General features: G+C 44.7%; 29 protein-coding genes and 3 pseudogenes. 18 read left to right on the forward strand and 14 right to left on the reverse strand.

Features of this window, described 5'->3' with window-relative positions:
- The 5 genes and pseudogenes from QQL66_RS09425 to QQL66_RS09445 form a co-directional block, all read left to right on the forward strand.
- On the forward strand, nt 1-284 hold a 284-nt coding region (locus QQL66_RS09425), incomplete at its 5' end, for a hypothetical protein (RefSeq protein WP_284380994.1).
- Between the two features lie 23 nt (nt 285-307).
- Nucleotides 308-466, forward strand: a pseudogene (gene csrA / locus QQL66_RS09430) (carbon storage regulator CsrA); the annotation flags it as partial.
- A 57-nt stretch (nt 467-523) separates the two neighbouring features.
- A pseudogene (locus QQL66_RS09435) lies at nt 524-709 on the forward strand (cold shock domain-containing protein); the annotation flags it as partial.
- Nucleotides 706-1,236, forward strand: a complete 531-nt coding sequence (locus QQL66_RS09440) for a thermonuclease family protein (protein ID WP_284380996.1) — start codon at nt 706-708, stop codon at nt 1,234-1,236. The pseudogene QQL66_RS09435 and the gene QQL66_RS09440, both read left to right, overlap by 4 nt.
- On the forward strand, nt 1,233-2,051 hold the full coding sequence (locus QQL66_RS09445) for a nuclease-related domain-containing protein (protein WP_284380997.1): 819 nt from the start codon (nt 1,233-1,235) through the stop codon (nt 2,049-2,051). Before QQL66_RS09440 ends, QQL66_RS09445 begins: the two co-directional genes overlap by 4 nt.
- 51 nt (nt 2,052-2,102) lie before the next feature.
- Here QQL66_RS09445 and QQL66_RS09450 read toward each other — a convergent pair whose 3' ends face one another.
- Genes QQL66_RS09450 through QQL66_RS09470 form a run of 5 tightly spaced genes read right to left on the reverse strand, consistent with a single transcriptional unit; the run spans nt 2,103 to nt 4,977 of the window.
- Nucleotides 2,103-3,185, reverse strand: coding sequence for a site-specific integrase (locus QQL66_RS09450; RefSeq protein ID WP_004748779.1), 1,083 nt, complete (start codon nt 3,183-3,185; stop codon nt 2,103-2,105).
- A gap of 2 nt (nt 3,186-3,187) precedes the next feature.
- On the reverse strand, nt 3,188-3,715 hold the full coding sequence (locus QQL66_RS09455; RefSeq protein ID WP_284380999.1) for a hypothetical protein: 528 nt from the start codon (nt 3,713-3,715) through the stop codon (nt 3,188-3,190).
- 10 nt (nt 3,716-3,725) lie between these two features.
- Nucleotides 3,726-4,025, reverse strand: coding sequence for a hypothetical protein (locus QQL66_RS09460; RefSeq protein ID WP_004748781.1), 300 nt, complete (start codon nt 4,023-4,025; stop codon nt 3,726-3,728).
- 9 nt (nt 4,026-4,034) lie between these two features.
- The gene (locus QQL66_RS09465; protein WP_284381000.1) at nt 4,035-4,415 is read right to left on the reverse strand and encodes a DUF4262 domain-containing protein; all 381 of its coding nucleotides are present in this window, start codon (nt 4,413-4,415) and stop codon (nt 4,035-4,037) included.
- A 1-nt stretch (nt 4,416) separates the two neighbouring features.
- Nucleotides 4,417-4,977, reverse strand: coding sequence for a hypothetical protein (locus QQL66_RS09470; protein ID WP_284381002.1), 561 nt, complete (start codon nt 4,975-4,977; stop codon nt 4,417-4,419).
- 342 nt (nt 4,978-5,319) lie between these two features.
- On the opposite strand from QQL66_RS09470, the gene QQL66_RS09475 reads away from it, so the two are divergent.
- Nucleotides 5,320-6,339, forward strand: coding sequence for a DNA-binding protein (locus tag QQL66_RS09475; protein ID WP_284381003.1), 1,020 nt, complete (start codon nt 5,320-5,322; stop codon nt 6,337-6,339).
- A 108-nt stretch (nt 6,340-6,447) separates the two neighbouring features.
- On the opposite strand, the gene QQL66_RS09480 is transcribed toward QQL66_RS09475, so the two are convergent.
- The 7 genes and pseudogenes from QQL66_RS09480 to mobH form a co-directional block, all read right to left on the reverse strand.
- Nucleotides 6,448-7,638, reverse strand: a complete 1,191-nt coding sequence (locus tag QQL66_RS09480; protein WP_284381005.1) for a MerR family transcriptional regulator — start codon at nt 7,636-7,638, stop codon at nt 6,448-6,450.
- Between the two features lie 225 nt (nt 7,639-7,863).
- Nucleotides 7,864-8,319, reverse strand: coding sequence for a hypothetical protein (locus tag QQL66_RS09485; protein ID WP_284381007.1), 456 nt, complete (start codon nt 8,317-8,319; stop codon nt 7,864-7,866).
- A gap of 204 nt (nt 8,320-8,523) precedes the next feature.
- Nucleotides 8,524-8,589, reverse strand: a pseudogene (locus QQL66_RS21250) (SEC-C metal-binding domain-containing protein); the annotation flags it as partial.
- Nucleotides 8,590-8,603: 14 nt separating this feature from the next.
- Complete coding sequence (locus QQL66_RS09490) at nt 8,604-10,562, reverse strand: hybrid sensor histidine kinase/response regulator (RefSeq protein ID WP_284381009.1); 1,959 nt, start codon at nt 10,560-10,562, stop codon at nt 8,604-8,606.
- A complete protein-coding gene (locus tag QQL66_RS09495) occupies nt 10,552-11,451 on the reverse strand; it encodes a hypothetical protein (RefSeq protein ID WP_284381010.1) in 900 nt (299 codons plus the stop codon). The genes QQL66_RS09490 and QQL66_RS09495 overlap by 11 nt, the downstream gene beginning before the upstream one ends.
- Nucleotide 11,452: 1 nt before the next feature.
- Nucleotides 11,453-12,046: a hypothetical protein gene (locus QQL66_RS09500; RefSeq protein ID WP_284381012.1), complete on the reverse strand. Its 594-nt coding sequence runs from the start codon at nt 12,044-12,046 to the stop codon at nt 11,453-11,455.
- Between the two features lie 236 nt (nt 12,047-12,282).
- Complete coding sequence (gene mobH, locus QQL66_RS09505) at nt 12,283-14,199, reverse strand: MobH family relaxase (RefSeq protein ID WP_284381013.1); 1,917 nt, start codon at nt 14,197-14,199, stop codon at nt 12,283-12,285.
- Between the two features lie 162 nt (nt 14,200-14,361).
- Between mobH and QQL66_RS09510 the strand changes: the two genes are divergently transcribed.
- Together QQL66_RS09510 and QQL66_RS09515 are read left to right on the forward strand one after the other, a co-directional pair.
- A complete protein-coding gene (locus QQL66_RS09510) occupies nt 14,362-14,718 on the forward strand; it encodes a hypothetical protein (RefSeq protein ID WP_004748790.1) in 357 nt (118 codons plus the stop codon).
- Between the two features lie 677 nt (nt 14,719-15,395).
- Nucleotides 15,396-15,563 carry a hypothetical protein gene (locus QQL66_RS09515; RefSeq protein ID WP_284381014.1) on the forward strand — a complete coding sequence of 56 codons (168 nt, stop codon included), beginning with the start codon at nt 15,396-15,398 and terminating at the stop codon, nt 15,561-15,563.
- 39 nt (nt 15,564-15,602) lie between these two features.
- On the opposite strand, the gene QQL66_RS09520 is transcribed toward QQL66_RS09515, so the two are convergent.
- Complete coding sequence (locus tag QQL66_RS09520; RefSeq protein WP_004748791.1) at nt 15,603-16,676, reverse strand: replication initiation protein; 1,074 nt, start codon at nt 16,674-16,676, stop codon at nt 15,603-15,605.
- A gap of 196 nt (nt 16,677-16,872) precedes the next feature.
- Between QQL66_RS09520 and QQL66_RS09525 the strand changes: the two genes are divergently transcribed.
- Both QQL66_RS09525 and QQL66_RS09530 read left to right on the forward strand, forming a co-directional pair.
- Entirely contained in the window at nt 16,873-18,261 is a 1,389-nt protein-coding gene (locus tag QQL66_RS09525) for an AAA family ATPase (protein WP_004748792.1), read from the forward strand.
- 2 nt (nt 18,262-18,263) lie between these two features.
- A complete protein-coding gene (locus QQL66_RS09530) occupies nt 18,264-19,397 on the forward strand; it encodes a ParB/RepB/Spo0J family partition protein (protein WP_284381017.1) in 1,134 nt (377 codons plus the stop codon).
- 191 nt (nt 19,398-19,588) lie between these two features.
- Here the strand turns inward: QQL66_RS09530 and QQL66_RS09535 are convergent, their stop codons facing one another.
- The gene (locus QQL66_RS09535) at nt 19,589-20,140 is read right to left on the reverse strand and encodes a transcriptional regulator (RefSeq protein ID WP_284381018.1); all 552 of its coding nucleotides are present in this window, start codon (nt 20,138-20,140) and stop codon (nt 19,589-19,591) included.
- 169 nt (nt 20,141-20,309) lie between these two features.
- Between QQL66_RS09535 and QQL66_RS09540 the strand changes: the two genes are divergently transcribed.
- The 8 genes from QQL66_RS09540 (at nt 20,310) to QQL66_RS09575 (ending at nt 26,748) form a co-directional block, all read left to right on the forward strand.
- Nucleotides 20,310-21,599 carry a hypothetical protein gene (locus QQL66_RS09540; protein WP_284381019.1) on the forward strand — a complete coding sequence of 430 codons (1,290 nt, stop codon included), beginning with the start codon at nt 20,310-20,312 and terminating at the stop codon, nt 21,597-21,599.
- Nucleotides 21,599-22,207, forward strand: coding sequence for an STY4526/YPO1902 family pathogenicity island replication protein (locus QQL66_RS09545; RefSeq protein ID WP_004748796.1), 609 nt, complete (start codon nt 21,599-21,601; stop codon nt 22,205-22,207). Before QQL66_RS09540 ends, QQL66_RS09545 begins: the two co-directional genes overlap by 1 nt.
- A gap of 10 nt (nt 22,208-22,217) precedes the next feature.
- Nucleotides 22,218-23,072, forward strand: coding sequence for a PFL_4669 family integrating conjugative element protein (locus tag QQL66_RS09550; RefSeq protein ID WP_004748797.1), 855 nt, complete (start codon nt 22,218-22,220; stop codon nt 23,070-23,072).
- A 177-nt stretch (nt 23,073-23,249) separates the two neighbouring features.
- Entirely contained in the window at nt 23,250-23,684 is a 435-nt protein-coding gene (locus QQL66_RS09555; RefSeq protein ID WP_268905214.1) for a hypothetical protein, read from the forward strand.
- A gap of 595 nt (nt 23,685-24,279) precedes the next feature.
- On the forward strand, nt 24,280-24,732 hold the full coding sequence (gene pilL2 / locus QQL66_RS09560; protein WP_004748799.1) for a PFGI-1 class ICE element type IV pilus protein PilL2: 453 nt from the start codon (nt 24,280-24,282) through the stop codon (nt 24,730-24,732).
- Between the two features lie 29 nt (nt 24,733-24,761).
- Nucleotides 24,762-25,658 carry a hypothetical protein gene (locus QQL66_RS09565; RefSeq protein WP_284381020.1) on the forward strand — a complete coding sequence of 299 codons (897 nt, stop codon included), beginning with the start codon at nt 24,762-24,764 and terminating at the stop codon, nt 25,656-25,658.
- Nucleotides 25,659-25,662: 4 nt separating this feature from the next.
- Nucleotides 25,663-25,974 carry a hypothetical protein gene (locus tag QQL66_RS09570; RefSeq protein ID WP_284381022.1) on the forward strand — a complete coding sequence of 104 codons (312 nt, stop codon included), beginning with the start codon at nt 25,663-25,665 and terminating at the stop codon, nt 25,972-25,974.
- Nucleotides 25,975-26,748: a TIGR03759 family integrating conjugative element protein gene (locus tag QQL66_RS09575; protein ID WP_284381023.1), complete on the forward strand. Its 774-nt coding sequence runs from the start codon at nt 25,975-25,977 to the stop codon at nt 26,746-26,748.
- Nucleotides 26,749-26,755 lie beyond the last annotated feature (7 nt).

Below are 26,755 nucleotides of genomic sequence, written 5' to 3' on the forward strand. Positions count from 1 at the left end.
AAATATTCGGCCAAAGGCCAAGGGATGGAGCAGACCGTCCTGGGCGAAAACATAAGTACAGCGTGGACATCAAAACGGAACAAAACAAGCAGTTCACGTTCGATGTGCCATCAATGAACCCACTCGATGCTTACTTTCAGCTCACCAAACGTATTGCTTATAAAACGATACCCGGTATCGTCTCTGTATTGGTATACGCTGGCTTTCATACTGATCGAAAACCTAATTCTTCACCTCTCAGATCCTTTGAGAAGGACGAGCTGGTATTTGTAAGCCTCGTTTAATCTATTCAAAGGAACGTGTCATTATGCTCATATTAACTCGGCGAATTGGTGAAACTCTCATGATAGGCGACGACGTTTCCGTCACCATATTGGGGGTCAATGGCAACCAGGTACGAATCGGAATCAACGCACCAAAAAACATTGAGGTCCATCGCGAAGAGATATACCTCAGAATTCAGCGCGGTGATGAATATCAACCCTCCGATAACCTTGGCGGTGGTGAAAAAACGGGAAGCATCTCTGACATGGTTTACAGCAAAGGATATGGATTCATTTATTCACCGGGATTCGATGACAATATCTTCTTCCATGCTTCCGGTGTTGAAGATAACTTATTCAACGACCTCCACGAAGGTATGGATGTTTGCTTTTCAGTAGAGCGGGGCAATCGTGGCCTAGTCGCAACCGGAGTTAAGAAGGTATGAGAATCCTAGCTCCAGCGAAGTTTTTTTATTCATTTCTGATTGTTCTGTTCGCTTCAGTATCGCCCTATTCATTTGCTGAAAACTTCATGGCGAATGTTGTCGGTGTCTCCGATGGAGATACTGTAAATGTTTTGACAGATAAGCCGTGCAATTCCGGAAAAAACTGCAAAAGCGGTAAGATCCAGTATCGTGTTCGTTTAGCAGAAATTGATACGCCTGAGAAGAAGCAACCTTATGGCAGCCGTTCCAAACAGGCCTTATCGGATCTTGTGTTCGGACGCCTGGTAAAAGTCGATACTGTTGACACTGACAGGTATGGCCGCCTGGTAGCAAACCTTTATGTTGACGGGAAGTGGGTTAACGCCGAGCTTGTTAAATCTGGCAGCGCCTGGGTGTATCGGCAGTATGCAAAGTCTCCCTTACTCTTTGAATTTGAAAAAGATGCGCGAATCAACAAACGTGGCCTATGGGGCCTACCTGAAGCAGATCGTATTCCACCTTGGGAATGGCGTAGGAATAAAAAATGAGTAACCAGATGATGGACGCTTTTACCAGTGCGCTGATCCCTCAAGCGTTGAATCTTGCAGGTCAGTTCTGGTGGCTCATTCTATTGCTGATTATTGTTTCCATAACGCGCACAGCATGGTTCAAAGGCGTTTTCGGCGAATGGATCGTGAACCTCATATTACGCAAAAATTTTAAGGAGCCTGAGTACTCACTATTTAAAGATGTCATGCTGCCAAGGGAAGATGGTACTACACAAATAGATCACATCCTGTTGTCTAAGTACGGCATCTTCGTAATCGAAACCAAGAACATGAAAGGCTGGATATTTGGCAATGAAACCAGTCCGTATTGGACACAGCAGATATTCAAGAATAAGTTTAGGTTCCAGAATCCACTTCGCCAGAATTACAAACATACCAAGACACTTTCAGATCTTATCGAGGTTGACCCAGCAGTAGTACATTCGATTATTGTTTTTGTCGGTGACGCCACATTCAAAACTCCAATGCCAAACAACGTGCTAACTGCCTTCAAACTGCGCCGTTATATCAGTGAATATTCACACCCTGTCATCGACGACACTGCTCTGGAGGCAATTAAAGTATCGCTTAGTCGAGGTAAACTAGATAACTCATTCACAAACAAGCGAAAGCATATCGCTCACGCTAAATCACTAAAGAAAATGACAAATACAACCCCTGATGAAAGGGATACGACCAACTGTCCTAGATGTGGCGGTTCACTCGTTATGAGAACGTCCAAACGTGGAACAAACGAAGGAAAACAGTTCCTGGGATGCAGCAACTACCCGAAATGTCGTTTCATTCGCCATTAAGCTGACAATCAGACACCTAAATTGACTGACGGCTTACCTCAAACAGCCCTGTTAATCTTCAGGGCTACTGAGCCGTCTAGGGTTTGTATCGCTGAGAAGTGATCCTGTCTGTAACTTCCTCTCAATAATCTTGCTTGGCAGGGAAGACTTACCATCCAGGTAACGCATTGCTGTTCTGGTATCTCTCCAACCGATCCACTCTTTCAGTTCAGCAACAGAAGCTCCAGAATCTATAATCCAGTTCGCAACGCCACGGCGCATACTATGGGTACTATATTCCTCTGGATCAACGCCTCCGGATTCCAAAAGCCCTTTGAAAAGCTTGTTGATCGAGTTTGGATGTATATGGGTTTCTGAGACATCTCCCCAACGACTAACTTTTGCAAATAGCGGTACTTCGCTTTCTCTAAAGGATTTTACATCGACACCACTGCACCTTGCTTCAATCCAGTCTCTAATCGCTCGCATAGGACATAGGTTTGGCAGTGAATCCAGTTTCTTTGTCGTTCCCTGGCCATCTCTATCCGTTTTCGATTTTGGAAGAAATAACTCGAAATATGGGGTATCTCCATCCCAATGAAATTTGATGTCACAAGCACGGATGTTAATGAGTTCGTCGGAGCGCAATCCAAACCAGAACGCCGTTAGCAGCATGGCCTTGTCTCTGATAGCTCTCAGCTTCTGGCTATTCTTTTCATCCTCAATGTTCTCTTGAACTTCATCCAGGTGTGAACATACTTTTTCAATGACTCTTAACGGTGCCGGTTTTGCCTGTTTAGGCTTTTTACCAAACTTCCGCCGTATTCCCCGCATTATTTTCCGAACAAGCTCCGAATCATTAGGATTATGCTCAAAGCCGTTTTCTTTGTGCCAGCGGCCAATGAGAACCCTGCGTTGTTCCAGAGTTGCAACACTCAGCTTACCGGCGTACATCACGAGGTAATTCTTCAGATCCTCATCTGTGCACGGGAGCCGTCCACCAAAGACCTTTGTGAAGTGTTTGACCGCATTCTCCAAAGCTCTATTGGTATTGTCGTTCTCGGATGCGTCCAAAATCGTTGCTTCTTTGGCAAGCAGGTCGAGCTCAGCAGACCTTCCCACGAAAGTGGGATCATCGTCCCTTCGATCAGTCATCTTCACTGTTCCTTAACGTAGCTGTCTACGATCGACTGGATGCTTTCTGAGTTCATCACTGGAGACTCAGAGTGCGCGACTATCAACTCCAGAGGTGATTCAAGATTAGCTCTATCAATGATCACCAGAATGTGTGGCTTCTTAGCTCCCTCTGTAGAGAATGCTCTTTCAGAAAAGCTCTGCCACTCCGTCAAACCAGGCAGGGCTCTCAGTGCAAGCTGCATTGTGTTGAGCTTATGGGTTTCATCAAATGGCATTTCCGGATCGGCTATAACATCCCATGCCAGAACAAAATGTCCCCAATGAACAATCTCTACAGACCCTGGGGCTGGGATACTATCCTTGCTGCACCCAAAGAGAACTACACCTGACTCTTTGCTGTCGATCAGATAGAAGCAGATTTCTGAATCGATCGAGGAAACATCGCCATCAATATCCCAACCAGAGGCAGCAATCCTTTCCTTTAGGGCCTCTGCTTGTCGTTTCTTCTGGAGGTGAGCCGTAAAATCAATGACAATACTTTCAGCCATAATTCCTCCTTTAATCGCCTTTGCCAGAAAGAAACTGCTCATAGAATTCCTGCTGGTTCGCAGTTAGGGCTCTGAAACCCGTAAACTTTCCATCTGCATGGCGTAACTCATCAAATCGTCCCATAGTGTCCTGATATACAATCCGTCGATTGGATAGATCATAGAGCTGAGCCAACGATTCAACCGTATAATCTGCGGCGTTAGTCACAGACGCAAAATCTGGGTCATCATTATCTTTGATGAGAATGAACGTGTCGGTATCCAGGATAACTGAATAGGAAGAGGTCATTCTTTGTTTACCAATAGCCATGCACCTCTCCTAGTGGAAATCCATTGAAACATTCAGCACGTTGAAATCCCACGAGCCATAGTAAGTACGTGCAGCGAAGAAATGCCTACGCTTTTCCATATCCGAAAAGTGTTTGAGCTGCGGTTGAGGCTCAAAGATATGATCAATGCTTTTCACCTGATCAAGAATCAACAGCCCCATTTGAACAGCTTGAAAAATCACCTGGAACATCTCATCAGCTATTTCCGAAGATTGCCCGAACAGAATCAGATCTGGCGAACCAATATTTTTCATTCCGACCGTGTAGCTGTAGCCTTTCTCATGCATAACATACAGGCCGTTCTTCAACAGTGCGCGGTGTATCACTTGGTTATGGCTTTGAATGCCATCCTCAAAAACCTTCAATTCCATGTTACCTCCGAAACGGGACTACAGGGCTTGAATTAAAATAGCTCGGGTTGGCTACTTCATCCCTCGCGATCACAGACTGCGCATATTGCTTAATAAGCTCAGCTTCTAGGATTGGCTCCTGGCTAACTAAGCCAAAAGGGCGGAGAGTGCATTCATTCGTATGACGGTTCCGGTAGAGCAGGATAATGAAATGCCGGTGGCCATCTTTTTCATTGGCGCACAGTGTTTGATAGCTGGTCGTATTAACCATATAAATACCAATCAACACGCCCAGCTCTTCAACCCGCTTCCGGACTGCTCCACCAGAGGCGTTCACATACCGCTTGAACTGTTGATCAACGGCACCACAAACCGCCTCAATTGGCTCCTTTATCTGTTTGAGCCTAACCAGATCTTGTTCAGTAAAACCCGCCAATGCGATTTGCTCGCTATCGAAGGGGTCATATACATACGCATTTACCGCTATATCTGAGTTCGCGTGAAAGCCCTCCATATTCCAGGACTTGCTGCTCAACATTTTCTTGAGCTTCTTTTTGGCCTTGTGTGCCTGAATGTCATCCATAGTTATCTCCAATTACTGGGTTCTCTATCCAACGTACACCAGGTCCTCCAACCAGCAACCCCAATCAAAAGCGTAGGTTTTCGTCCAAATGCCTCCGCAGGCCTTCACCTGACCGATATTTTGAAAGCGGCCAAATATTGTGAATTTTTAAAGTCGGCGAACTTTACCCCCCTATCCTATCCAAAATTTTAAGCTAAGGCTAGATAATGTTCTATTATCACGCCTTATAATTTTAACGGGAAAGCCAAATTTTCACACTATTTCTTTTGTTGTTTCTTGTCACATGAAATATATAAAGCTATTATACTGAGAGACTGTGGATATACTCACGAGGACAGACAAATGGCTAGACCCCCGGTTATTGGATACGAGGACGTTGAAGAAGCAGTGAGAATGCTTCAGGGCAAGGGAAAGCCAATTAATCCTTACCAGGTAAGATCGGTACTCGGGAAAGGCTCTGAGGCCAAAATCCTTTATTACCTGAAAGGCATGGGGCTGGACATCGAATACCAGGACGAAGATCCGCTGACAAAGCGAATCGTTAACTTGGTGCGCCCGGTGGTAGTCGAGTTGAATGAGCAGTACGAAGAACAGATCCGAAAGGAAAAATCTGGCCTGATTGAAGAGCTGTCCTCTGAAAGAGAACGAGTTAAGTCATATCGAGACCAATTGGCCGATATGAGCGCCAAGCTGAAAGATGAGACCAGTCGCGCAGACTCCAGTTTAAAAAAGATCGAACAGCTTCAAACTGAACTTAACGCTGAGCGCAAGGCTTTGGCAGAGCAGAAGCAACGCACATTGTCCCTGGAAGAAAAACTAGATAGCACGAATACCTCATTGAAAGATACCAAGCTACACCTGGAGTCCACTAAGGCTGAGCACAAGGAGTTAGTGGTTCTGCTCAAAGATGAACACGCTCGAACCCTCCAGGGCTACAAGGAAGCGCTTGAGCAATCCAATCGATCCGCAGACCGAATGAAGACCCAATTGGAAGAGACAACCACAGTCGTCAGTAAACAGGGATTGGAACTTACGGCCCTTAAAGAACGTCTCGCCGAAGCAAGCCAAAAAGAGCAATCCTTCATTGTCCAGATAGAACAAAAGGATCGCCTAATCTCTGAGCATTCATCAAAGTTAGTCGATTTATCCTCAGAACTCGAAAAGCTTTCAACAGAGATACAGGGACACCTCAAAACGATAGCCACGCTGCGAGAGTCTGACGAGGAAAATATAAAGCTGAAATCTGAGAACGCTGCGCTCGTAAAAGCAAACGACAAGCTCTCTACCGAGCTTGATGTGCTAAAAGTGGTAATCGACAAGCTTTCCCCCAGGCAGGAGGATAAGGACAAGAAACCGGGATAAGGAGCCAATACACATTAAATTAAATGTAGTAGCTCATACCTGATCTTACAGCTTTGAAGAATAGGCTTATATTTCATCTGACAGGCAGCAATGAGCGTATAGGGGAGATTAACCCGTTGCTTTTGGTACGTTAAGCTTTTTAACGATAAAAAATTGGTAACCAAATTCGCCAAGATGAGATTTAAATAAATCTACTTCGTTTTGAATATCAATCACTGCTTGCGACCCGGTCATCTTTGGTGAAACTTGTTTCAGACGCTGTTCGAGAGGCTCGTAATAGCTCTTCCAAGCCTGCTCAGATACCGTAAAGGTATGTTGAAGTTTATATCCAGCCTTTTCTATTTGTGACTTTCGTGTATCAACGGTTTGTATATCTGGATAGTCTCGCCCCCAATGATCAATAGCGTCTTGACTCGGGCTGTCTGTTAACCAAACTAAATCACTGAATACCAAAGTGCCTTCGTCACTGAGTAACGATTTCCATTTCTTAAGGGCATTCTCGATGCCCATTATGTAAGCTGAGGCTTCTGCCCAAATAATGTCGAATTTCTGAGTACCAAAATTCAAATCCGTCATGCTTACGCACTTGGTTGATACCCGCTTACTCAGGTTGTTTTGCTCTATTTTCTCTTCTAACTTATCAAGCGCATTTTGCTCATTGTCAGTCGCCATTATTTCTGCGTTGGACAGCTTTGCCAATACGATTGTTGAATTACCCTTACCACAACCAATCTCTAAAATTCGTTCAGGTTTGGTGCCGAGTAATTGAAACGCTCTGGTCGTGTCGGCTTCACTATTCGGCCCCCAAGATTCTAGCGTCTCAAATACGCTCATGAAATCTTGCATATATTTGTCGTGTTCGTTCATGTCTTTTGATAACCATTTGATTCTTAGAGCTTGCTTCTCGTCAAACCCTTGGACTTTTAACCAATCTATATGTGCATCCGGGGCTACTTCAGTAAGCGTTTGGTGCCATGATCTACTGCTGTTTTCTCCCAATAGGGAAGACAGCAAAGCCAACGACTTTTGCTTTCGTCTAATGTCTTTCTCTAACTCGTCATAACGACATTTAAGAACAGACCTATCCAACTTACTTTCAAGGCAAGATTTGCATTCAGCTAAGGTCAATCCGCCACTTTGTAGCTGTTGAATTAAACGAACTCGCTGTAAATCTCTTTCGCTATAAACTCGGTAGCCGTTTTCTAACCTCTTACCCGAAATCAAATTAAGCTTTTCATAGTAAAGTAATGTCGTTCTCGATAGACCAACCAAGGAACCTAGCTCAGAAATACGATACACATATAACCCATACATTTGGAATGCGACATTGAATGTAAACTATAAAGTAATAGACGGGTCAAGTGTCAAATCGGATTCTTGATGCTGATTTTCAATTTTTATGCTAAATCACTTTGAGATGAATATGAGCTAGGCAGAATGTCCGCTATTTGGACATATTTGACTGTCAAATTTGATTTGGCTCTATTAATCGAGTCTGTTAGTTCAAGTTGAGACTTATTCAAATTAAACGTCTATCCACTCTGGCGAAGACACGATTCCATTTGACATTACTGCCAGCCAAGGTTGAGCAATTGCCTTTCCTGGCTCTGAATGTCGATCAACTTCATGCCCATATAATGCATCGTAACCAAGACGTTTAGCTGAGACGCATATCAACTCAATTAATCCTCTGGCGCTGTTATGTCCTACAACAGAATACGCTGTATCGAATGGTAGCCCAGTATGAGCTGCCAAATCAGAAGCCATCTTATCTAAATGTGCAGACATAGCTGGATCGTTGTACGCGACCCTCAATACATTTCCTGTTAACCACCCTTCATGCCAGTAGTCATGATTCACATTAAATGTCCTTGATGCCATCGGATTGCGCATTACCTCTCGACGCAGGTTCTCAGAGGCTGCGTAATCAGCAACCGTATCTAATAGCCTGGCGTTGGATGATAGAGATACCCTGGCCAATCTCGTTCCAGCTTCCTTTGCGAAGTTACGATTGATAGTAAAAAAGATGGCGGTATGCGGTACGAGTAAATCTTCTCCTGGTTTCTTGGGAGGGGGAAGTTTCCAAGCACTAAAGATCTGGTCGGTTCCGTGGTACCAACATGGTTTATCCAGAGCGTCCGATAATTCAGATGAAATTACGGCCTTGTCCTTCGTGACTTGATTCAGACAACACTTTTTGTATTTCTTGCCACTTCCGCAAGGGCATGGTTCGTTTCTATTACTGCCCAAGTCTACCTCTCAAATTAACTCACAGATCTTAATGAGATCGCCCGAATCATATTTCTAATATCAGCAGACGTTATCCCCTTGCTCATTACCTTGTCTGCCATAGACAGCATTTCACGCCTTACTGCCTCCGGGATGTTCGCGTCCGCAGTTATCACAATTTTGGTGGCATCTTCACACTCGTGCTCGTTGTCGCGAAGAAAACGAAGGAACTGCAATCCATCCATACCAGGCATATGGTAATCGATCAAAAGCAAGTCGAATTCAAAATCCTCGACATGCCTTATCGCATCGGATGAGCTTGAGCAAAAGGTGACTTGAACATCTTTTCTCCGGAGAAAGTCTGGCGATAGGAGCTCTTCCATTTGGCTAAGATACTGTGCGTCGTTATCAATCACCAATACCTTTAATCCATCCTCGACCACGTTATGCACATAGGATGAACTAAACCCTAAACCGTTGCCTACAGATACTACCTCAGTTCTACTTTCCAAAGCAGTTTCGTTCTCGATGGCAATTAATTCAGATTTACAATCGGCAGGAATCCGAATGGATACTTTAGTGCCAAAATCCTTTTTACTTTCAATCTCAATTGTTCCACCAAGGAAATCTGCGAATTTGTGCATCGTGGCCATTCCGATTCCCCAACCATCTCGTTTGCGCTTGATATGATTCTGCAATTGATTTGGTCGAGCCGTTAAGACCTCAATGTCTTTTTCTGTCAACCCAACACCACTATCATGAACAGTAACGAGGAGGGCTTTATCTTCTACCTTGTACGATACTTTAACGAATCCCCTATTGGTGTATTTCACCGCATTATCAATAGCATTTGAGACGATGATCGATACCAGGTCATAATCAATGTAAACCTGATCACGCATATCGCCCACAGCAAAGCAATTCCAAGATACGGCCTGTTTAGCTTTACACTTTACTGAAAACTGCTTATCGAGGTCAGAGAATAATTTTCTGACATCTACCCAATCATCATTTCTGGTTAGCGATCCGTTTTCGAGTGCGGACAAACAAAGTATCGAAGTAATGTGTCGATCAAGGGCATCAATATCAGAGAAACATTTTTTAAGCGTTGACAAAACATCTGCATGACGCTTTTCAGAGTTGTGATGGATTGCTATATCAAGAAAAGTCTTAATACTTCCGATTGGAGTTCTGAGTTCGTGAGCAGCGATCTGCAATATGTTGTGCTTTAGCTCATAGATCTGTTCTTGATGTTCAATATCACTCCAATTTTTTTCCAACTCTTTGGAAATCGTATTGAAGGATTCAGCAAATTGTGCGATTTCCCTAATTGTAGAATCTTCTGATAATCGTATTCCTCTTTCACCTCCGGCCAGTCGATTAGCTGAGACTACCATGTTAGAGAAATTCCTGGTGATGGAGCGGAGAACGACAAAAAAAATGACGACGGTTATGACGCCAAATAAAAATGAAAACAGAAGGGATTTTAGAATAGGAGAAATCGCTGCATTGGCACCGAAAATATCATTGTACGAAAGTAATAATGTACCCACATGCTTCCGGTCAGGAGGGTCACTATCTTCATTCAAAATATCATTTTCGATTACCGACTTAGTTATTGATGACGCTGAGTAGATCGGTAATTCCTTTGAACTAAGATCAGACACCTCTACACCATCATATCCATCGCTTTTTACAAAGCCGATAATGTTATTATTCGGGTCAAGAACAGTAATACTGTAGATAAAGCTGTAATCTTTCAGATCATCAAGAGTAGCGTCAATGATTTCTTTGTTACCCGCTTCAATTGCATAGGCAAGGATATTTGTTGAATGGAGCTCGGTAATACCCTTGATGTTTTTAAGCTCTAAGTCAACAAGCTTTTCATTTTGATGGTGTATGGTAAAAATGATCGGCGCGTAAATGACGATCGAAATTAGTACCACTGATGCGCAAAGTAATGTCTTATAGGAAATCCTTTTCTTACTGCTCATGTATTTCTCCATACTTCATGAGATTTCTCAAATCCAACTGAAACGCCTCTGCTAATTTTGAATTAACAACTACCTTGGCCTTAGTTGGTATCGAGGTCGTAGTAGACAACTCTCCCGTTTCATAAAATGAGTGAATTCTGTTTACCATTTCCGACAAGACAAGTTCCTTGTCGAAGTAGGCAGCGACGACGCACCCTACTCCCCCTTCAACCAATCTCGGCGTATACGCGATCGCCGGAACTTTGAGTTGATAGAGTGAATAGAGCATCGCCTTCAGCGAGTGCGGATCATAAATTATACTGGACGGTATAACAATGAATGCATCCAGATTGTTGTCCTCTACAAATCGAGCGATGAGCTGAGCCGGATTCTCAGTCTCATTCAACTCCTTCTGCACCAAGGAAAACCCACCAATTTTATCAGGCGAAACGCGCCCAAATAGGTAGTTTGTCTCACTATCAACAAAAACTCCGATACGAGGATCTCGCTCGGGATACAGTTGCTTGATCAGCTTGATGTGTATTGCGGGGTTTATATCGCTGAATACCGCCGACCGTAAGGGGCCAGAACGGTATTCAGATCGTGGAATAAAACCATTTAAAACGGGAATGTATCTGAAACGCTCGTCCAGGTTGACTGCATGGGTAGCCTCAGTGCCAATAGTGACTACCAATTCATAGTCATCGAGTGATGCCGGTAAATCAGCATACAGCCTCAGTTGCCCTGCACTTCCAGGTGCAGCCTGGATTATGGAATGAGCAAGACTGGCATATTGATCAGAATGTTCGGGGACCACAACCATGACTTCTGCACAAGCCAGTCTTGCGAGGGCATTTAGAGCGCAACCAAACAGAAGTCCGCCGATATTCCCCTGTGGAAACCGGCGCATATCATTTTTTCTTTTTATTCAGAAGTTCGGACAACTCTGCCTTGATCGCCATACGCAAATATTCAGATGGGCAGTCAGTTTTAAATGGATCAGAGTAGTCTTGTGCGAATTGGGCAACTTTGTCCTTTAGCTTAACCAGATCTTTACTGGACAACGATTTAAAATGCTCGCCTGTCTCTTCTGTAACAAGCGACATGATAACAAACTGTAGTTTTTCCTCGTTGTCTTTTGCTTCCTTCTGGAGATCTGTAATTGACGGAGCCGGTTCGCCAGATTCGTTGACGAATGGATAAAAACCTCCAACTTTCCACCAGGTCTTTATCTGAGAAATGTCGTGGTGAAATTTGTACTCAAACTGAAGCGCTTGGATAGCAGCATCAATTTTCCGCATCGGAGGAGAGTGCTCCTGAAACCACGACCGAACGGTTGTATATTTCAGGTCAGCAAAAACGCTTGGGGATTTTTCAGCAAGATAATTCTGGAATTCGGCTACCCTACCCCTTCCTTGCTTGAAGCCTATTTGGTCCAGAATGTGATTAAGTCTGTCGCCTGGTAGTTCAAAGGCTTCAAGTTCAGTGTTTCGGTTAGTGTTCATTGTTCGCGCTATCACCTTTTTGGGGTGAGTCTCCTATCATTGCAGCATGGACAGCCACAAATAGGGGCTCAGGCGACGAAAATCCTATTTACGGCACAATTTATTGTAGTTGTTGCCTCTTTTCGGGGCCAAAGTGCAATAAAAATCATAGAATCAAATATACTCATTTTGATAGCGCAAGTCCATGATGGACATCCAAAACGGCAGGATATATGGCCATCCTCCCTTCCGGCTTGTCAAAGGTGAATAGTCATAGCCTTGTTTGCACTGAAGTTTACTAAAGAGGGAAAGCATTCCCTATTGAGAAGGTATACCCTCAACTCAGATTGGGATCGTTGCCCTTCAACTGACATCCTGACAATGTTTTGGCCATTCGAGCCTCGCTGATGAATGTCAAGTGATTCCAGTTCTTTCTGGAGTAAGGTATAGACTTTCTTGTCCCCTGCCCTTTTCTCGTATAGGCGTTTCTTCAGCGAATTTTTGTCCAGGTACAGGTTGAAAATCGCCGGTGTTACCAAAGCAACGTGGTTTTCTAGGATATGTACCGGAGCCTTTGATTCATTCACTCGAATGTTCCGGCGCGAGATGCCCTTCAACAACCAGGCAACGAAGTCGTTTTGCACAAGAAGGTCTTCTTGCACTCTTCTGGAGTGCTTCCACAAGTTCTTAGCTTCACTGGAGCTAACGCCGGTACTGGCATGGACAGAGCTTTGAGCATCTTCCGGGATCTGTACTTGTGTTTGCTTAGCAGTAAGGTTTGACAGAGACTTCGTTGTTGGCAATTTGACTTCAGGCTGTCTCTGCTTGACTTGTAAAACTTCGTATTCGGCCTTAGCTTCAGGCAATTCCTTTGGGGGCTGTATAAGCGGCTTATCATCATCAATCTTTTGATTTAGTACCTCCGCGTTCTTATCCACAACAGGCTGCTGTGTTTGAGTGGCGTTTTCAGATTCCTCCGGATCACTTTTAATAACATTCCCAGCCTTATCGACCGGGAGCACTTCACCATCAAAGGTATCAGGGTTACTTGTTGGCCAGATGATTTCGTTCTTAAATCTCAAGAAAGTTAGTTTCTGTTGCCAGTTCTTAGCAAAGTCGTTTATCTCTGCGGTCCAAACACTATCCCCTTCTGAGTTCGGTATCAGTAAATCATGCTCCCTCAACACTTCAAATAAGCGCACAATGTTTTTGGGGATACCTTTGTGGCCTTCGTTTAGTAACTGGACTCTAACCGCCTCCATTGTTGCTTTTGATACCACCCATGTATCAGTTTCAGTTACCCATATGGCTGCACCTGGCTTATTGCGTTTGAGATCTCCGTCATTGATTAGCTTCCTTAGAGAAACAATCAACTTTTCATGTAGTGGTACAGCACTCGAATGATCCGTTCTTATGCCGGTATCAGCTCCGAGATTCTTAGCTACGCTTGCACTATCAGCAGTTCTTACGATTTCTGCGATGGCCTGTCCACCAAAGGTTGAGTGGGTCACTGTGCTAAAGAGTTGAGCAAGCAGTTCTGTGTCTTCAAAAACCCACTGGGCAGCTTTCCTGGTCAGCAGCCTTGGCAAAAGTGACATTGCCGCTTTTTCATGAAGCGATTTCGCTATCTTGGCGTTACTAGCTCGCTTTTTGTATCGGTAACTGTACTCTGCTTCAACTGGAATGTTTCCATACCAGGGATGCCAATGTTGGAATTCCCCTCCCCTTTCCCTATAAACAACCTCAATATCGGTTACGATCTTGCCTATATCATGCGCGAGAATCGCAATGAAAGCTCCAAACCTCCAGCGATCAGATGCTGAAGCAATATGTTCAGGTTCTGAATTTGGAGGTAATACATATCCTTGAGCGATTCTGATGCCTGCATGGAGCGCTTCGAGAGTGTGGTCAATCAAGCCTCCAGCTTTTGAATGATGATGGATTTCAGAAGCGGGAACCTCTTGAACTAACTCGGCGAATTGTTCTATTGCATAGAGGTAGTGATTAGCCCAGACCTCTTCAGTAATGCTGAAGAGTCGTTTGATCTTTCTTATCAGGGCTTGCCGCTCAGAAGTATTCAAAAGGTCCTTCCCGGATCTCGCAATCGAATACTTGGGTAATGACTGAACAACTTCGTTTTGATCCGGTTTACGTCTAAAAAATGTAGTTAACATGGGCATACCTCCGCAACGATAGGATGCCTCAGTCTAAAACCGTAAAGGAGGGAAAAAGGGTCAGTGGAGCCTGACCTAAAAAGCATCGTAGCTGTAGGTCTTGTGTAGGAAAATCTGGAGAATCGGAAACTTTAAACTTCATACTATGGTAAACGGCTGGATATGACACAAGACAAAACAAAGCTGACCGCATTCACTCTCAAGCTGAGTGACGATGATAGACAGACGATGAAGCTCGTTTGCGCCGTAGACAGTGCTTTCAAGTATCAATATCAGATGTTCGATGCTGCTGTGTACTGGGCGATAGAAAACAAAGAAAAGTTAGTCGCTATAGCAAATCCTAAAGATGGTGATAACCGCTCTTATTATGTCAGTGATACTGCTGATCAGATTAAAGTTTTGGAAGAACAGTGGAATTGCAACACCACGAGGGCTCTCTATACAGCGGTGGTGACTTATCTGAAGTTTCGTGAGGCTGGTTTAAGGGTAGATGACAAAATAGCTTCTAAGGCCTCCTAATGAGCTCCTGATTATTTAGCCTTTACGTCATTGTGAAGGCTTTCTTTCCTTTTTAAAAATAAGAAATATTGTCTTTGTGCCTTTCACATTTGGGACCGTAGGTCGGATTAACTATAATAAATACAAAGTATTTATTATCTGTTTAAAAAGAATAAATAACGGATTAATGACGGTTTAAAAACGGTAGGTCCACGGTAGGGTTTCTCGCTAATCGCCCTGTAACCCTTGATATTACTAGCCTCCTTTGTTTTTATGCTATGCCAAACCTTGGTGCTTTACTATGCCAAACCTTGCTACTGCTCTATGCGAAACCTAAGTGGTATTCACTGCCAAACCTTGGTATTATTCTACGTCAAACCCTACCCTTCCGTTTTTATACATCCCTATCCACACGATATACACAGCATATCAACACCTTAATCACAGGTTTATGCACATATGGCTGTTCTCGATCCCCTTTCCCTAGCGTAAACCTTAGTATTTGTAGTTCGATATTTAACCAGATATGCCCTTTCTATGCCAAACCTTGGTATTGCTCTATCTCAAACCTTAGTAAGGTTTGGCATAGAGTTGGGCTTGTATTGTTGCTTATCCTAGCTAAGTGGTTGTAAAAATTGACGAATTACAAATGAAATTTGTACAAAAACATAGAAATTTACCTTATTTGGGAGTTTTTTATGCTCTGCCCTACTCTATCCCAAACCTTTGCTTCCATCGCTTCTTATGGATTTGATGCCCAACTCTATCTAAAACCTAAGTATAAAATGCTGTTCCAGCGTGATTTTTGGACTTTGGGAGGCGTTTTTGGTGAGGTTTGGGGTAGAGAAAGGCCGGTAGTCAGCTAGATCCCGGCAAAAACTGAGGTTTGACGTAGAGAAAGGATTTTAAAAGTCGATTTCGTCTTTGATTTCTTGGATACGTGAGACTGGATGCTCTTCAGGCTTCGGATCGTTACCCAGAAGTGCGTTCGCTACCTTGTTGTTGGCAGCTACCTGCTTTGCAAATGTGTTGGATGCATATAGTTCGAACCGCCAATCAACTATTTTTTTGCCTTCTTTTTTAGGGATCATTTCGTAACGTTCGAGCACATCCTCGTTAACCAGGTCATCCATAACGTCTTTAAAAAGTGCCTTGTCCTGGTAGGTATTCTGATATGGGTCCTTCATTGCGCTGATCAGTGTGCTGAGCAAGATCGTATAAGGTTTACCTGGAGAGGCCTGAACCCAGCGGTGACACAATCTTTTGTAGGTTAGTCTGGTGTAGTGGCGTTTAAATTCCAGTGCTTTTGCGTAGTTGTACCGTCTGAAGTTCAAAGTAAGGATCACATCAGTGACCATTGGATGGAAGCAGACGAAGGAACGTGTTTCCTTTTTATTGCCTCTGTCCGCTATGGCCATGATTGGGAAAAATGGCGCTGATAGGTCTATTGAGTTGTCCATACTTTGTATCGAAAGTATGGAACGATTCATTATATGGAGAGCTTCTCGGATCTCAGAATACGAATATGACTTCCCTACCCTTTTGAGCTCTTCATAAATTTCATAAAGCGTGAAGGCAATCCCGACAAACTTTGTGCCAGCGTTTGTACCTGTTGTTGCTTCATAGGCTTCAGCTCTTCGTTCGGTCGCAAGCTTGCGGAGTACGTCTTCTATGATCTCTTCCCTTGCGCCTGGAAAAACAAAGACCCTTTGCTTTGTGCCACCTTTTACACGCTCAATATTTGCCGCTGTGACAGAGATCCGAAGTTCCATGTCTTTGTAGTTGGTTATGCGGGTGAATTCTGTTTCTTCTGCCGAAGCAGAACTCAGGTATTTATTGTGCTTGTCGTATAAGAATTTACCGGCGAGATCGTATATTTCGAGAGTATTGCTGTAGTTCTTGTCCAGTAGTGGATCAAGCTCGAAAAGATCAAGGTTAAGTTGCTGCGACTTAATCGGCTCCAAATCATTTTTATTCATATTTTTTATTCCTACCGCAACAAAAGCTTCATACCCAAGATCACATTAGAGCACCAAATACGGCTTATATTAACAGATTGCCCTTAAAAATTAGCATATTCACCAAATAGTGCTTTTTTTTAGTAAAGCGTGAATATAGAATCGGATTATCCACGATACGTGAAAAAAGTCAATTTGAACAGCAAAGGATACCGAAATGACCGATAACGACACCCAAAAAAGCTACCTGCTGGCTTCTCTTAAAAAGATCAGCACAGTGGTAAAACGCGGCGAGACCATCATGAAAGAGATTCCTGGCCTGGTCCGCAAGACACAAAAATCCAAGCATGATCCGGAGTGGCTGGAGGTCGCTCAGGTAGATGAACGTATTCAAAAACGTCGTTATGGTACAACTCAGGCTGCTGAGCTTGCAGGTATCAGTCACTCTCTCCTATACGCAGCAGAACAAGATGGGCGGCTACCAGAACCAGAGTATCGTTTAGATACAGCTAAGAAGGTTCGTTCTGGATACACCATGAATCATATCAATCATATTCGCCAGGTATTTAATACGGCTCCTCGAAAGCCTGAAGGTGCGTCGGCTGCTGTGGTTGGCATCCTCAACTTGAAAGGTGGAAGTCAGAAGACAACTACCTGTCACTTGTTTTCTCAGTACCTTGCTATGAAGGGGTATCGCGTTCTCTTACTTGATACTGATCCCCAAGGGTCATTGAGTTTCTTCTTTGGGAAGAGGCCCGACGATAACGTTCATTATGAAAACACCATCGCACCGTTCTTTCTGGAAGATGACGAAGCGCTGGTAGAGGCCGGACATCCAGAAGGCGCATCTCGGTCTTTGCATTATGCGATTCAGAAAACCTACTGGGACAATATCGACATTATTCCGAGTTGTTTGCAGAACCTGAATATTGATTTGATGATGCCGAAGGTTATGGATGATGCAAACGTCCCTTTCATCGACCGAATTATGAAATTGCGTAGTGGGTTGGTTGAGGTAGGAAAGGATTACGACTTCATTGTTATTGATGGAACCCCTTCTTTAAACATCAGCACGCTTAATGTGGTGTCTGCATGTGACATGGTTTTTGTGCCCACCCCAGCGGCCATGTTGGACTTTGCATCAACGCTTCAATTCGCAGGCTTGGTGGCTGAAACCATCGAGACATATGACGAAGGCGGAATCTATCCAAACGTCCCTGATATGCGTTTCTTCATTACAAAGTATTCCGGCAGTAGTTATGCACAGTTCATGGGCCAGATTATTCGCCGTGTGTTTACTGTCGAAAGAGGGGATGTTCTATCTAATGAAGCACATGCTTCTGACGAAATTGGGAAGGCTACAAACTCGACTTACTCAATCTATGAACAGAATCCCGCAGAATCTGATAATCGTAAGAGACTGAAATCAACTTGCGAGATGTTCGATAAGTTGTTTGAAGAAATGCACGATGCAGTTTGGGAAACATGTTACGAAGAGGTTCTAAGAACTTCGCATCTGGATAAAATTGATCAAATTATGGCAAACGCAGATTCAGTGAAAGCGGAACTGGAGGAAGCAAAAGCTAGAGCAGGGGAGGGTATGTAATTATGGCAAATGACAAGTATGGGAATATTGACGAGCTGCTTTCTGGGGCAGGATCGGACGAAAAAGAAGACAACACTCCGCGTCGAAGCCGGAGACCTTCTCCGGCATTGGGTGTGATGACGGGTGATAAGCGTCCAACAAGCGTTACCGATGGTTTGAAAGCCGATAAGCAGAAAGCGGAAAAAGCACTCGAAGAGGCCCAGCAGAAGTTTGAGATGGAAAAGGCAGACCTTCTGAAAGCACTAGAAGAAGCAAAAAGTTCTGGGTCTGAAGGTGCTCCTATTGTGCTCACTATGCCTGTAACTAAGCAGGAAGTGACTTTCGAGCTTCGACGGGTTGATACGTCTCTAATTGATGTTTCTCCTGAGAATGAGCGTATTCAAGAATTCCTGGATGAAATATCTCTCCAGGACATACTGCCATCCATTAAGAAACACGGGCAGCAAAAGCCTGGTACATTGCGCCCGACAAAAGATGGCCGGTTTGAGTTGATTGAAGGTTCTCGACGTTTAGCCGCGGTCAAGTTGGCAAAGCAGGAATACTTGGCACTTGTTGGTGATGTACCAGATGCAGATGTGCGAGAACTCGGCATCATCGAAAATAAGCACCAGGATGTAAGTCCATATGAAAAAGCCAAGGCCTATCAGAAGCAGATTGAGCGTGGAGAGTATGAAAATTGGACCCAGTTGGGTGCGTCCAAAGGAATTAGCTCTTCGCACATATCACGTTATCGTGCCTGCGTTGAGCTGGATGAAGTTTTTGTTCGTATCCTTCCATCGCCATCTGATATGCCACTCTCTTATGGTGAAACGATTGCGCAGTTGAAGAAGAAAGGTGAGCGCGCTCTGATTGGCAAAGCCCAAGAATTGCTTGATATGAGAAAAGTTGCCCTTAGTGAAAAGACAGAGCTTCCTGATGTAGAGGAGGTGATCAAAATTCTCAAGAGTGCTGTGAGAACTAAAGTGGAAGAGCCAAAGGCGTGGAAGCCAGTTGTATATAAATCAAAAGATGGCAAAACTCTGAAGCATTCCGTCACTAATAAGGGTGCTACCAAATTTGAAATAACTGGTGTGGACGACTCTCAGCTTGAGAAGATCCTGTCCTTCTTGACCACAACTCTTAAGGTTGATGCATAACCGAGAACGGCAGATTCCCGTGGCGGGAACTTGGATCGATAGGGGCGCATTCCCGTGGCGGGAATAGCGCCCTTTTTGTTGCCTAAGCCATTGATGATAAAGGGTTTTAGTAGGTTTTGAGCCAATAAAAACTTTAAAAAATTTAAGTGCTTAGGCGATGTTTTGACTTAAATATTTTAAAGGTCAGCGAACTAGATGTGATCCTCAGCTTTGAATCCAAGGCATCGGGAAATGTGGTCCAAGTCATCTAAGCCGTAGAAATCTAAGGTCAGTGAACCTGAACGTTTTGCCTGATTAAAGCGAATCTTTATCTGTCGCCCGAGCACCTCTCCCATGATTAGTTCGTATCGTTTAATGTCAGTATCACGGTCTTCGTCCTTACCTTGTGCTAGTGACTCAAACTTGTGGACAGGTATTCTCTTGGTCAGCAAGTTCCTCAATAGGTCTTCTCTTTTGCTTGCAGGGAACTTGGCGATAGCACGAACATGGCCCAATGTTATCCGGGTAGGGTTCTTGTGCCATAGATTTAACTCCGACTCAGACAGAGATGCCCCCGCTCTTTTGAGGTGGGTAACTGTATATACCTTCTCTATCCCTAGTGACTGTCTTATCGACTTATTGGAATAGCCTTCCTGGCTAAGTATCGCGACGACGTATGCCTTCTCTGCATCCGTGAGATCGCTTTTACCTTTGTAGTACTCAATAGCTTCATCCGCGTCGATTAGGTAGGGAAGATTGTTCATTGGATTACCCCTATTTAGTCATGTGACTAAATTACCATAGATTACCTTTTATGTTTAGTCATGTGACTAAATTATATTGGCTCTTTAGTCTTCTTGCCGTTTCAATTTAGTCATGTGACTAATTAATGAGGTGTCAGAGCCATGTTTCAACAGTAAGAGGGTGAGGGTATTGCTGCACTCTCCCTTCTATCGGGCAATATTAATTGCACAAATAAATAAAAATGCACTATTTAGGGCAATATTTATTGACATAAAATTTGGATCAAAACAGAATGTGCAATATTTATTGAACATTGGGGTTTGGTTAAAGATGAGTGCTACATCTAAGCTCGCTTCGATACTGAGCAGCGAGCAGGGACAGATAAGTTGCTTTGAGATTGAGGTTTTCTACCTCAACCAACGCCGTTCCAAGAATCCAATGTATGACGAAATCAAGGAGTCCATCCAGAGCAAGGGCATTCAAGACCCTCTTCACATCGTATTCCACCCCGTACAGAAGAAGTGGGTTTTGTCCCAGGGGGGACAAACCAGGCTTTTAATCTGCCGGGAGCTTTATGACGAAACCAGGGCTGAGAGCTTTCTTTACCCCCCTGTCTCAAAGCAGAAATTTACGTCCGACCTTGATTTGTGCATTAGTCATCTCGTAGAGAACAACCTTCGTGGTGACAATACCTTTTTGGAGACAGCAAATGCTGTGCTCAACATCAGGAATCTCTTAGCTGAAGGTTCCGAGCCAACTCAAGAGCTTTTGGCAAAGGAGATGTCCAGCAGAGGGATGCCAATCCGTCGGCAATCTATTACGGCGATGATGTACCTGGCTGAAGAGTTGGCACCATACATTACGAATCAAGCATTTCTGGATTGTGTAAGTAGGAAGGTGGTTGACTCCATCAGAACGTTACGAAATGACCTAGCGGAGGAGATGCCAAGCGAAAAGTTCGATTCCGCACTGGTTGAGTACGTTAACTCTCAACCCGGCAATCTGTCATTGAAGCAAATCAGAGAGCACTTTCAGAAGAAAGTGGTTGCCCCAACTACTCCAGGTTCTCGGTCAAATAAAGCAATAGCTAAAAGTGTTTCTGATGCGTTTGGTCTTTCTCATGTAGTGTCAGGATCAGAAGAGCTTCCTTCCGGTTTTATTGTAAGTCTCCCTCAGCATGTTGATAGCCCTCTCCAGGCCGAAGTTTGCTTCTTCCTGGCGAGTCTCTCTGGGGTCTTCGATAGCAGTGTATCCCCTGAGGTCTTAGCGGCTATGGGGCTGAAGGATATTGGTTCTGATCCAGCAGACCTTGCCTCTTGCGTAAGAGAGCATCTCAATCTGACAAATGCAGATTTGTCATCTCTTCCTTCCCGCGTCTTCTGCCATGCCAGTGAGGAAGGATTCGAGTCGTTGATTCGGCTGATCGCCGGAGTCAGGACCAGTTTTAACAGTAATAATCAATCTATGGAGAATCAGTGATGGCGTTGAGCACTAAGCTAAAGGACGAGTCATCCAGGTTCATTTCTTCCCTATTGTTGAGTGCATTAGAAGGCTGCCAGCAGGGGGATATGGAACTGGCAGAACGGCTCGGCCTGTCAATTGAGACAATGCAAAAATTAGACAGATTACGAGCCGATCAGATATTCAATATATCCGGCAACTATGTTCGTGACCTGAGTGCCCTGGAAGTATTCCAGATCGACTCAAGCAAAATATCGCGGATTATCGAATTGGCAGCGGAAGAAACTCGGCAGTACGAGATGATCGATGAGTTTTTACGTCGAGGAGCCTGCAAGACGATGATGGCTGAGTTGTTCGGAATGCGTTCGACACAGGTTGCCAGCCGGAAGAAGTTTCTGAATCTACCAACGGTAAAGGGACGCCTCCCAGTGTCTACCTTGGAAGAGCAACGTCATATCTATGATGCTTGGCTGGATTCAATAAAAATTGCCGACTACCGCGAGCGACTGCTTTATGTAGCCAGGGCAACAAACCTGTCCATGTCAAAGATCTATCGTGAGGTCCAGGAAATTGAGGAAATCACGAACAAATCCACTCAATCAAAAAAAACCAAAATCTGCGCATAAGGAGGCTCTCATGGCTGACAGCAACTCACAAAAAATGGCGGCCATTGGGGCCAAACAGGACATCGAAATTGAGCTCGCCACACGACCAGCACTTCGGTTGTGGCAGGGTAGGGAAAAAACACAAAAGCGTCACGGCATTCTCGGACTTCCTGGGTTTTGCAAGATTGTTCGGGGAATCGAGCAGGCGGTAAGAGAGGATGACCCCTATGCTGATTACCATTACCACCGTATTGAACAAGCAATCGATGACCTCACTTTCGATTTAGATAGTGAGCTGAAGGATATTCAGTCATTTATAGATGAAAACATCCCTCCTGCAATGCGCCTCCCTGACATAGGAAGCAAGAACCCCGTTGTGGTTCCCATCCGGTTTGCTTCTCGTTTGGGCTTTCAGCTTGTGTATCAACTGCTCAAGGTAGACCAAATCGTTCTCAAGGTACTTTTGGCCAACCACATCGGTCTGTTACCAAACAAGGAAAAGTTCGAGACTCTTGCGAGAGTCGAAAAGCGTGTGCGCAGTGTCCTGCATATGGTATTCAGCTATAGACATACTGGGGTTACCAGAGATGATATGGCAGCAAACAATCAAAAGGCCCAAAAGGCTAAAGAGCTGATGGGAGATTTGGAGGTTGGTTATCTTGAAGGTACAACAAGATCTGACAATGCGCCTCCATTGCCAATGAAACGACTCCAAACTATGGGCAAGGCTTTAGAAAAGGGTAAAGCGGAGAATAAATCCAAGGCTGCGGCGAAAGAAGCTAATTCAAGCAGCGAAGATGAACTGGGTGCAGAGCTCGATAGAGTACTAAAGCAGGCTGATGAAGAAATGACCCGCTCTGCTAAGAAGAAAGTGGCTACTGCCTAACAGCGCTTTGTGCGGTCATAGTGAAAAAGGTGCCAAGCGCACCTTTTTTTTAGCGGAGAGATCTTGGCTCAGTACCAGTCTGGAAGTGGATCATGACAGGTAGATAATTGGCACAATAGTAGGCTTACAGGTTGGCTCAATACCAATTTTTCTGCTTGGATCGGGAGTAAGAATTACATGTCGGTTCCTTTAAATATAAATTTAATAATACCTTTTAAGGATAATAAGGCAGGACGCCTGAATCTGTACCGGAAAGAAATTGAAGCATTCAAGGAGATGCTCGGGCAGAGAGTAGAGGAGCTCAAGGAGGAGTTGGTGAGTCTACTTGGAGAGGATTTTGAGCTGACGCTTGCAGCGCGATCGGATGGTAACTCAAGGAAGTATTACTGGCGGTTTAAGTCGAGTAAGCGGGATAGGAAGTACAACAGGCTTCATGCCGATTCTATTGTTGAGTATCTCCGCGTATTTGATGACGAAAGAAAACTTCGATTGAAAGAAACGGAAGAAGAACTCATCTACATCAATGCGAACCTTAAACTGATCAAGGGTATGTTGGATTCCATAGATCAGTCGGTCGATGAAAAAGCCGAGCTTAGGTCCGCGATAATATGAGCAGGTCATGAGAGGCATATGTCCTTGACCAAGTTGGGATCATCTGCAAAAATTCAATTACTACTTCCTGACAGCTTTCGGGCTTAGCTGCAAAGCATTGCTTTGCTACTCTTCACTTCAGAGCATCCATCAGTGCTTACCCTTCAAAACTACCGCGAATTGGTTTTGAGCAACAATCTGTTTTGTGAGTGCTAATCAGAGTATCTCTTGTCTTGGGGATATTCTGATTAGCGTTCACGACAGTGACTTTAGAATTGCTAATGAACTCGGTTAGCCAGCAAGCAAATCTTGTGATGATGATGACACTATACGAGTGGCTTTTGTGTGGCGCAGCCATGCCGTGCAAGTGCTATAAGCCTGCACGAAATCCTGGGGAACAATGATCCGAACGCCCCATAGAGGATCGTACTTTAACAGGGGTACTCGCTATACCCGAACTGCAATACCAAGCGAGCCTTGGTAAGAATTTGAATAGCCTGCCACCGCGCAGGCTTTTCTGTATTTAAAGGGTCATTTAGCGGTGACCCAAAAAAAGTAATTTCAAAGATGTGATCTTGTACTGTACCTCTGCCAAATAATGTTGGAGGTATAGCCCATGAAGAAGACCGCAATTGCTGTAGCTATGTGCTGTTTCAGCACATTGGCATCAGCGGAAAGTAAACCCTTAGACATAGGGGAGTCCAATCGCATTGAAGTAATGCAGACTGGGCGATACACCTATGTGAAAAACATCCCCCCGGTAGATCAGCTCAATCCTCTCAAGGTTGTCATCAAGACTCGGATTCCACAAAGCGTGGAAACGGTTGGCCAAACCGTTGAGTTTCTTCTTGCAAGATCCGGTTACGTGCTCGCGGATAAAACTGTTTTGAGCGAAGAGGCTAAAACACTTCTCAGTCTTCCGTTACCTCAAGTGCATCGCAATATCGGTCCAATGACTCTGGACAAAGCACTCCATACGCTGAGTGGTGATGCCTTTGAATTGGTCGTCGATCCAGTACACCGGAAAGTTGCCTACGAGTTGTCAACCAAGTTGGCGAGGAGTGAATGATGTCCAAGTCAAAATTAGGCCAGTCCCTCATGCGCACGATCGACGGTGGAAAATCCAAAGATGAGTCTTTGTCGGATATGCCTGTCGATGATGCATTCGATCAAGCCGAAATGAATGGCAGTGTTTCTGAACTCAATGCGTCAGACGCAGATTCGTTTTCTGCCAAGGAACCACGCATTGGCGAAGTGGAAGAAATCCATTCTTCTGGTGAGCAAGAGAAGCTACTTAAAGCTAAGCCCAAAAAAGTAAAAGCGCCCACGCAGAAGAAGCCGGGTAGCTTTATTGGCGTGATCGCTCTCCTTGTCTCAGTAGGTGCGGCAGGTATAGCTGGCTACTCAGTGATTAACCAAAAAGCTGGCCAGGCGGCAGCCATGAACAGCATGGAAAGTTTGGATTCGGCCATTGGCACGCTAAATACAAGAACTGACGAGTTGACAGCAGAACTGGCAGGAACTCAGAAGGGCGTTCAGTCTAATTCAGACAGCTTGGTCGGCGTTGATGGCATCCGTAAAAACATCCAAGAGTTGCAAGCAACCATCAGTGCAATGCGTGGTGAGTTGAATGCGTTCAAAGGAAGTCTGGAAGCCAACAGTGCATCCATTGACTCGCACCAAAAACAGATTGATGAGCTGAGTGATCAGATAAAAAAGCTCAACGCTAGGGCAGCGAGTGCGCCAAAGAAAGTTGTTCAGAAAGCACCGGTGAAGAAGGTGAATACTGACCCTAGCCTGATTGAAGGTGCCTACGTTGCTTCCATCGACCTTTGGGGAACACAGCCTTATGTCATGTTGCGTGAGGAAAACGGAAGCTGGGTGCCTTTAACTATGGGTGATTATTACAAGGGCTGGAGACTTGAGGGCGCTATTGGTTCTGAGGCCGTTTTCCAGAATGGCTCAAAAACAAAACGACTGACCATTAAGGAGTAGCCGTATGGAACCTGTTGAATGGATCGTTGGCCTTGTCTTGTTAATTGGCGGTTATGAGCTTTGGGGAAAAGAGGAACCTCAAGAGCCAGTCGCCGTGGAGATAGTCACTGAGCAATCGATTGTATCAGTTGAGCCCCTGTTTGAGCGGGGCCGCTATTACCGTACTGAAGACGGCTATTACATCAGCAACCTCACGCCAGCTCCTCAAAAGGTGGATGGGTGTGATCGGCCTGTGCTTACTGCGGACCTGACGGCACCAAGAGGCGATGAAGGTCAGATCCAGGTAACTGAAGTTGACATCGAGTGTGAGGGATAGATGAAAAAGCTCGCATATATCGTATTAGGCTTTTTGGTAACCACAGGAGCCTACGCAAACAATCAAAGCACACAGGGTAGCAATAGTGCGACAGTGATTTCAGATATGAAGTCCACCCTAGACAAAGAAGCTGCCGCGTCGTTAACCGAGAAAGATAGAAGCCTGGCCAAACAATGGATGCTTTCTGAAACCGACTGGGTTAAGTACAAGCAAATCATGAGTGGGCCTCGTGGAATCTGGTCCCCCGGCCTTGATCCAATCACCGCTTTAGGAGTGTCTGAGACCGACCAGCAGGAGCGGAAGCGATACGCTGAGCTTTGGATAAAGATGGAAACCAGGAGGGCGGAATTAGAAATGGCGTTTGAGGTTGAACGTCAGCGCGCGGCCAGCCGCATCCTCGGCAATCAGTTGGCAGTCAACAACACATCCTGGATAAGAGAGTGGGAAGAAAAGCGTGTTGAGGTGAACAAGCAGGTGATCCTGTTCGTTGACTCTGAGTGCAAAGAATCCTGTAAGTCGATGTTTGAAGAACTTCATGCATCCGTTGGTGACAACGCTCGACTCGACATTTTCTTCAAGCAAGGTGCTTCCTCCGATGAAATAGGCCAATGGGCCTCGTTCATGAAAATAGCGCCAGAGGTTGTTCGAGCAAGAGCGATTACCTTGAATTTCGATGAAGGCAAATCGACGGAGCTGGGGATTGATATGAACTCTCTGCCCCAGGTGAGGGTAGTCGATCTCAAGACCGGAGCAGTAACAGCAACCTACAAGTAGTGGCGAG

Source organism: Litoribrevibacter albus, from assembly GCF_030159995.1.
In the GTDB taxonomy this organism is placed as follows: domain Bacteria; phylum Pseudomonadota; class Gammaproteobacteria; order Pseudomonadales; family Litoribrevibacteraceae; genus Litoribrevibacter; species Litoribrevibacter albus.

Coding starts and splice junctions, on each gene's coding strand:
- QQL66_RS09550 (WP_004748797.1), top strand. CDS start 22,218: ATGGCTGACAGCAACTCACAAAAAATGGCGGCCATTGGGGCCAAACAG.
- QQL66_RS09520 (WP_004748791.1), bottom strand. CDS start 16,676: ATGAATAAAAATGATTTGGAGCCGATTAAGTCGCAGCAACTTAACCTT.
- QQL66_RS09475 (WP_284381003.1), top strand. CDS start 5,320: ATGGCTAGACCCCCGGTTATTGGATACGAGGACGTTGAAGAAGCAGTG.
- QQL66_RS09455 (WP_284380999.1), bottom strand. CDS start 3,715: ATGGCTGAAAGTATTGTCATTGATTTTACGGCTCACCTCCAGAAGAAA.
- QQL66_RS09575 (WP_284381023.1), top strand. CDS start 25,975: ATGAAAAAGCTCGCATATATCGTATTAGGCTTTTTGGTAACCACAGGA.
- QQL66_RS09440 (WP_284380996.1), top strand. CDS start 706: ATGAGAATCCTAGCTCCAGCGAAGTTTTTTTATTCATTTCTGATTGTT.
- QQL66_RS09495 (WP_284381010.1), bottom strand. CDS start 11,451: ATGCGCCGGTTTCCACAGGGGAATATCGGCGGACTTCTGTTTGGTTGC.
- QQL66_RS09450 (WP_004748779.1), bottom strand. CDS start 3,185: ATGACTGATCGAAGGGACGATGATCCCACTTTCGTGGGAAGGTCTGCT.
- QQL66_RS09470 (WP_284381002.1), bottom strand. CDS start 4,977: ATGGATGACATTCAGGCACACAAGGCCAAAAAGAAGCTCAAGAAAATG.
- QQL66_RS09460 (WP_004748781.1), bottom strand. CDS start 4,025: ATGGCTATTGGTAAACAAAGAATGACCTCTTCCTATTCAGTTATCCTG.
- QQL66_RS09555 (WP_268905214.1), top strand. CDS start 23,250: ATGTCGGTTCCTTTAAATATAAATTTAATAATACCTTTTAAGGATAAT.
- pilL2 (WP_004748799.1), top strand. CDS start 24,280: ATGAAGAAGACCGCAATTGCTGTAGCTATGTGCTGTTTCAGCACATTG.
- QQL66_RS09570 (WP_284381022.1), top strand. CDS start 25,663: ATGGAACCTGTTGAATGGATCGTTGGCCTTGTCTTGTTAATTGGCGGT.
- mobH (WP_284381013.1), bottom strand. CDS start 14,199: ATGTTAACTACATTTTTTAGACGTAAACCGGATCAAAACGAAGTTGTT.
- QQL66_RS09545 (WP_004748796.1), top strand. CDS start 21,599: ATGGCGTTGAGCACTAAGCTAAAGGACGAGTCATCCAGGTTCATTTCT.
- QQL66_RS09530 (WP_284381017.1), top strand. CDS start 18,264: ATGGCAAATGACAAGTATGGGAATATTGACGAGCTGCTTTCTGGGGCA.
- QQL66_RS09515 (WP_284381014.1), top strand. CDS start 15,396: ATGCTCTGCCCTACTCTATCCCAAACCTTTGCTTCCATCGCTTCTTAT.
- QQL66_RS09510 (WP_004748790.1), top strand. CDS start 14,362: ATGACACAAGACAAAACAAAGCTGACCGCATTCACTCTCAAGCTGAGT.
- QQL66_RS09500 (WP_284381012.1), bottom strand. CDS start 12,046: ATGAACACTAACCGAAACACTGAACTTGAAGCCTTTGAACTACCAGGC.
- QQL66_RS09445 (WP_284380997.1), top strand. CDS start 1,233: ATGAGTAACCAGATGATGGACGCTTTTACCAGTGCGCTGATCCCTCAA.
- QQL66_RS09465 (WP_284381000.1), bottom strand. CDS start 4,415: ATGGAATTGAAGGTTTTTGAGGATGGCATTCAAAGCCATAACCAAGTG.
- QQL66_RS09490 (WP_284381009.1), bottom strand. CDS start 10,562: ATGAGCAGTAAGAAAAGGATTTCCTATAAGACATTACTTTGCGCATCA.
- QQL66_RS09535 (WP_284381018.1), bottom strand. CDS start 20,140: ATGAACAATCTTCCCTACCTAATCGACGCGGATGAAGCTATTGAGTAC.
- QQL66_RS09565 (WP_284381020.1), top strand. CDS start 24,762: ATGCGCACGATCGACGGTGGAAAATCCAAAGATGAGTCTTTGTCGGAT.
- QQL66_RS09525 (WP_004748792.1), top strand. CDS start 16,873: ATGACCGATAACGACACCCAAAAAAGCTACCTGCTGGCTTCTCTTAAA.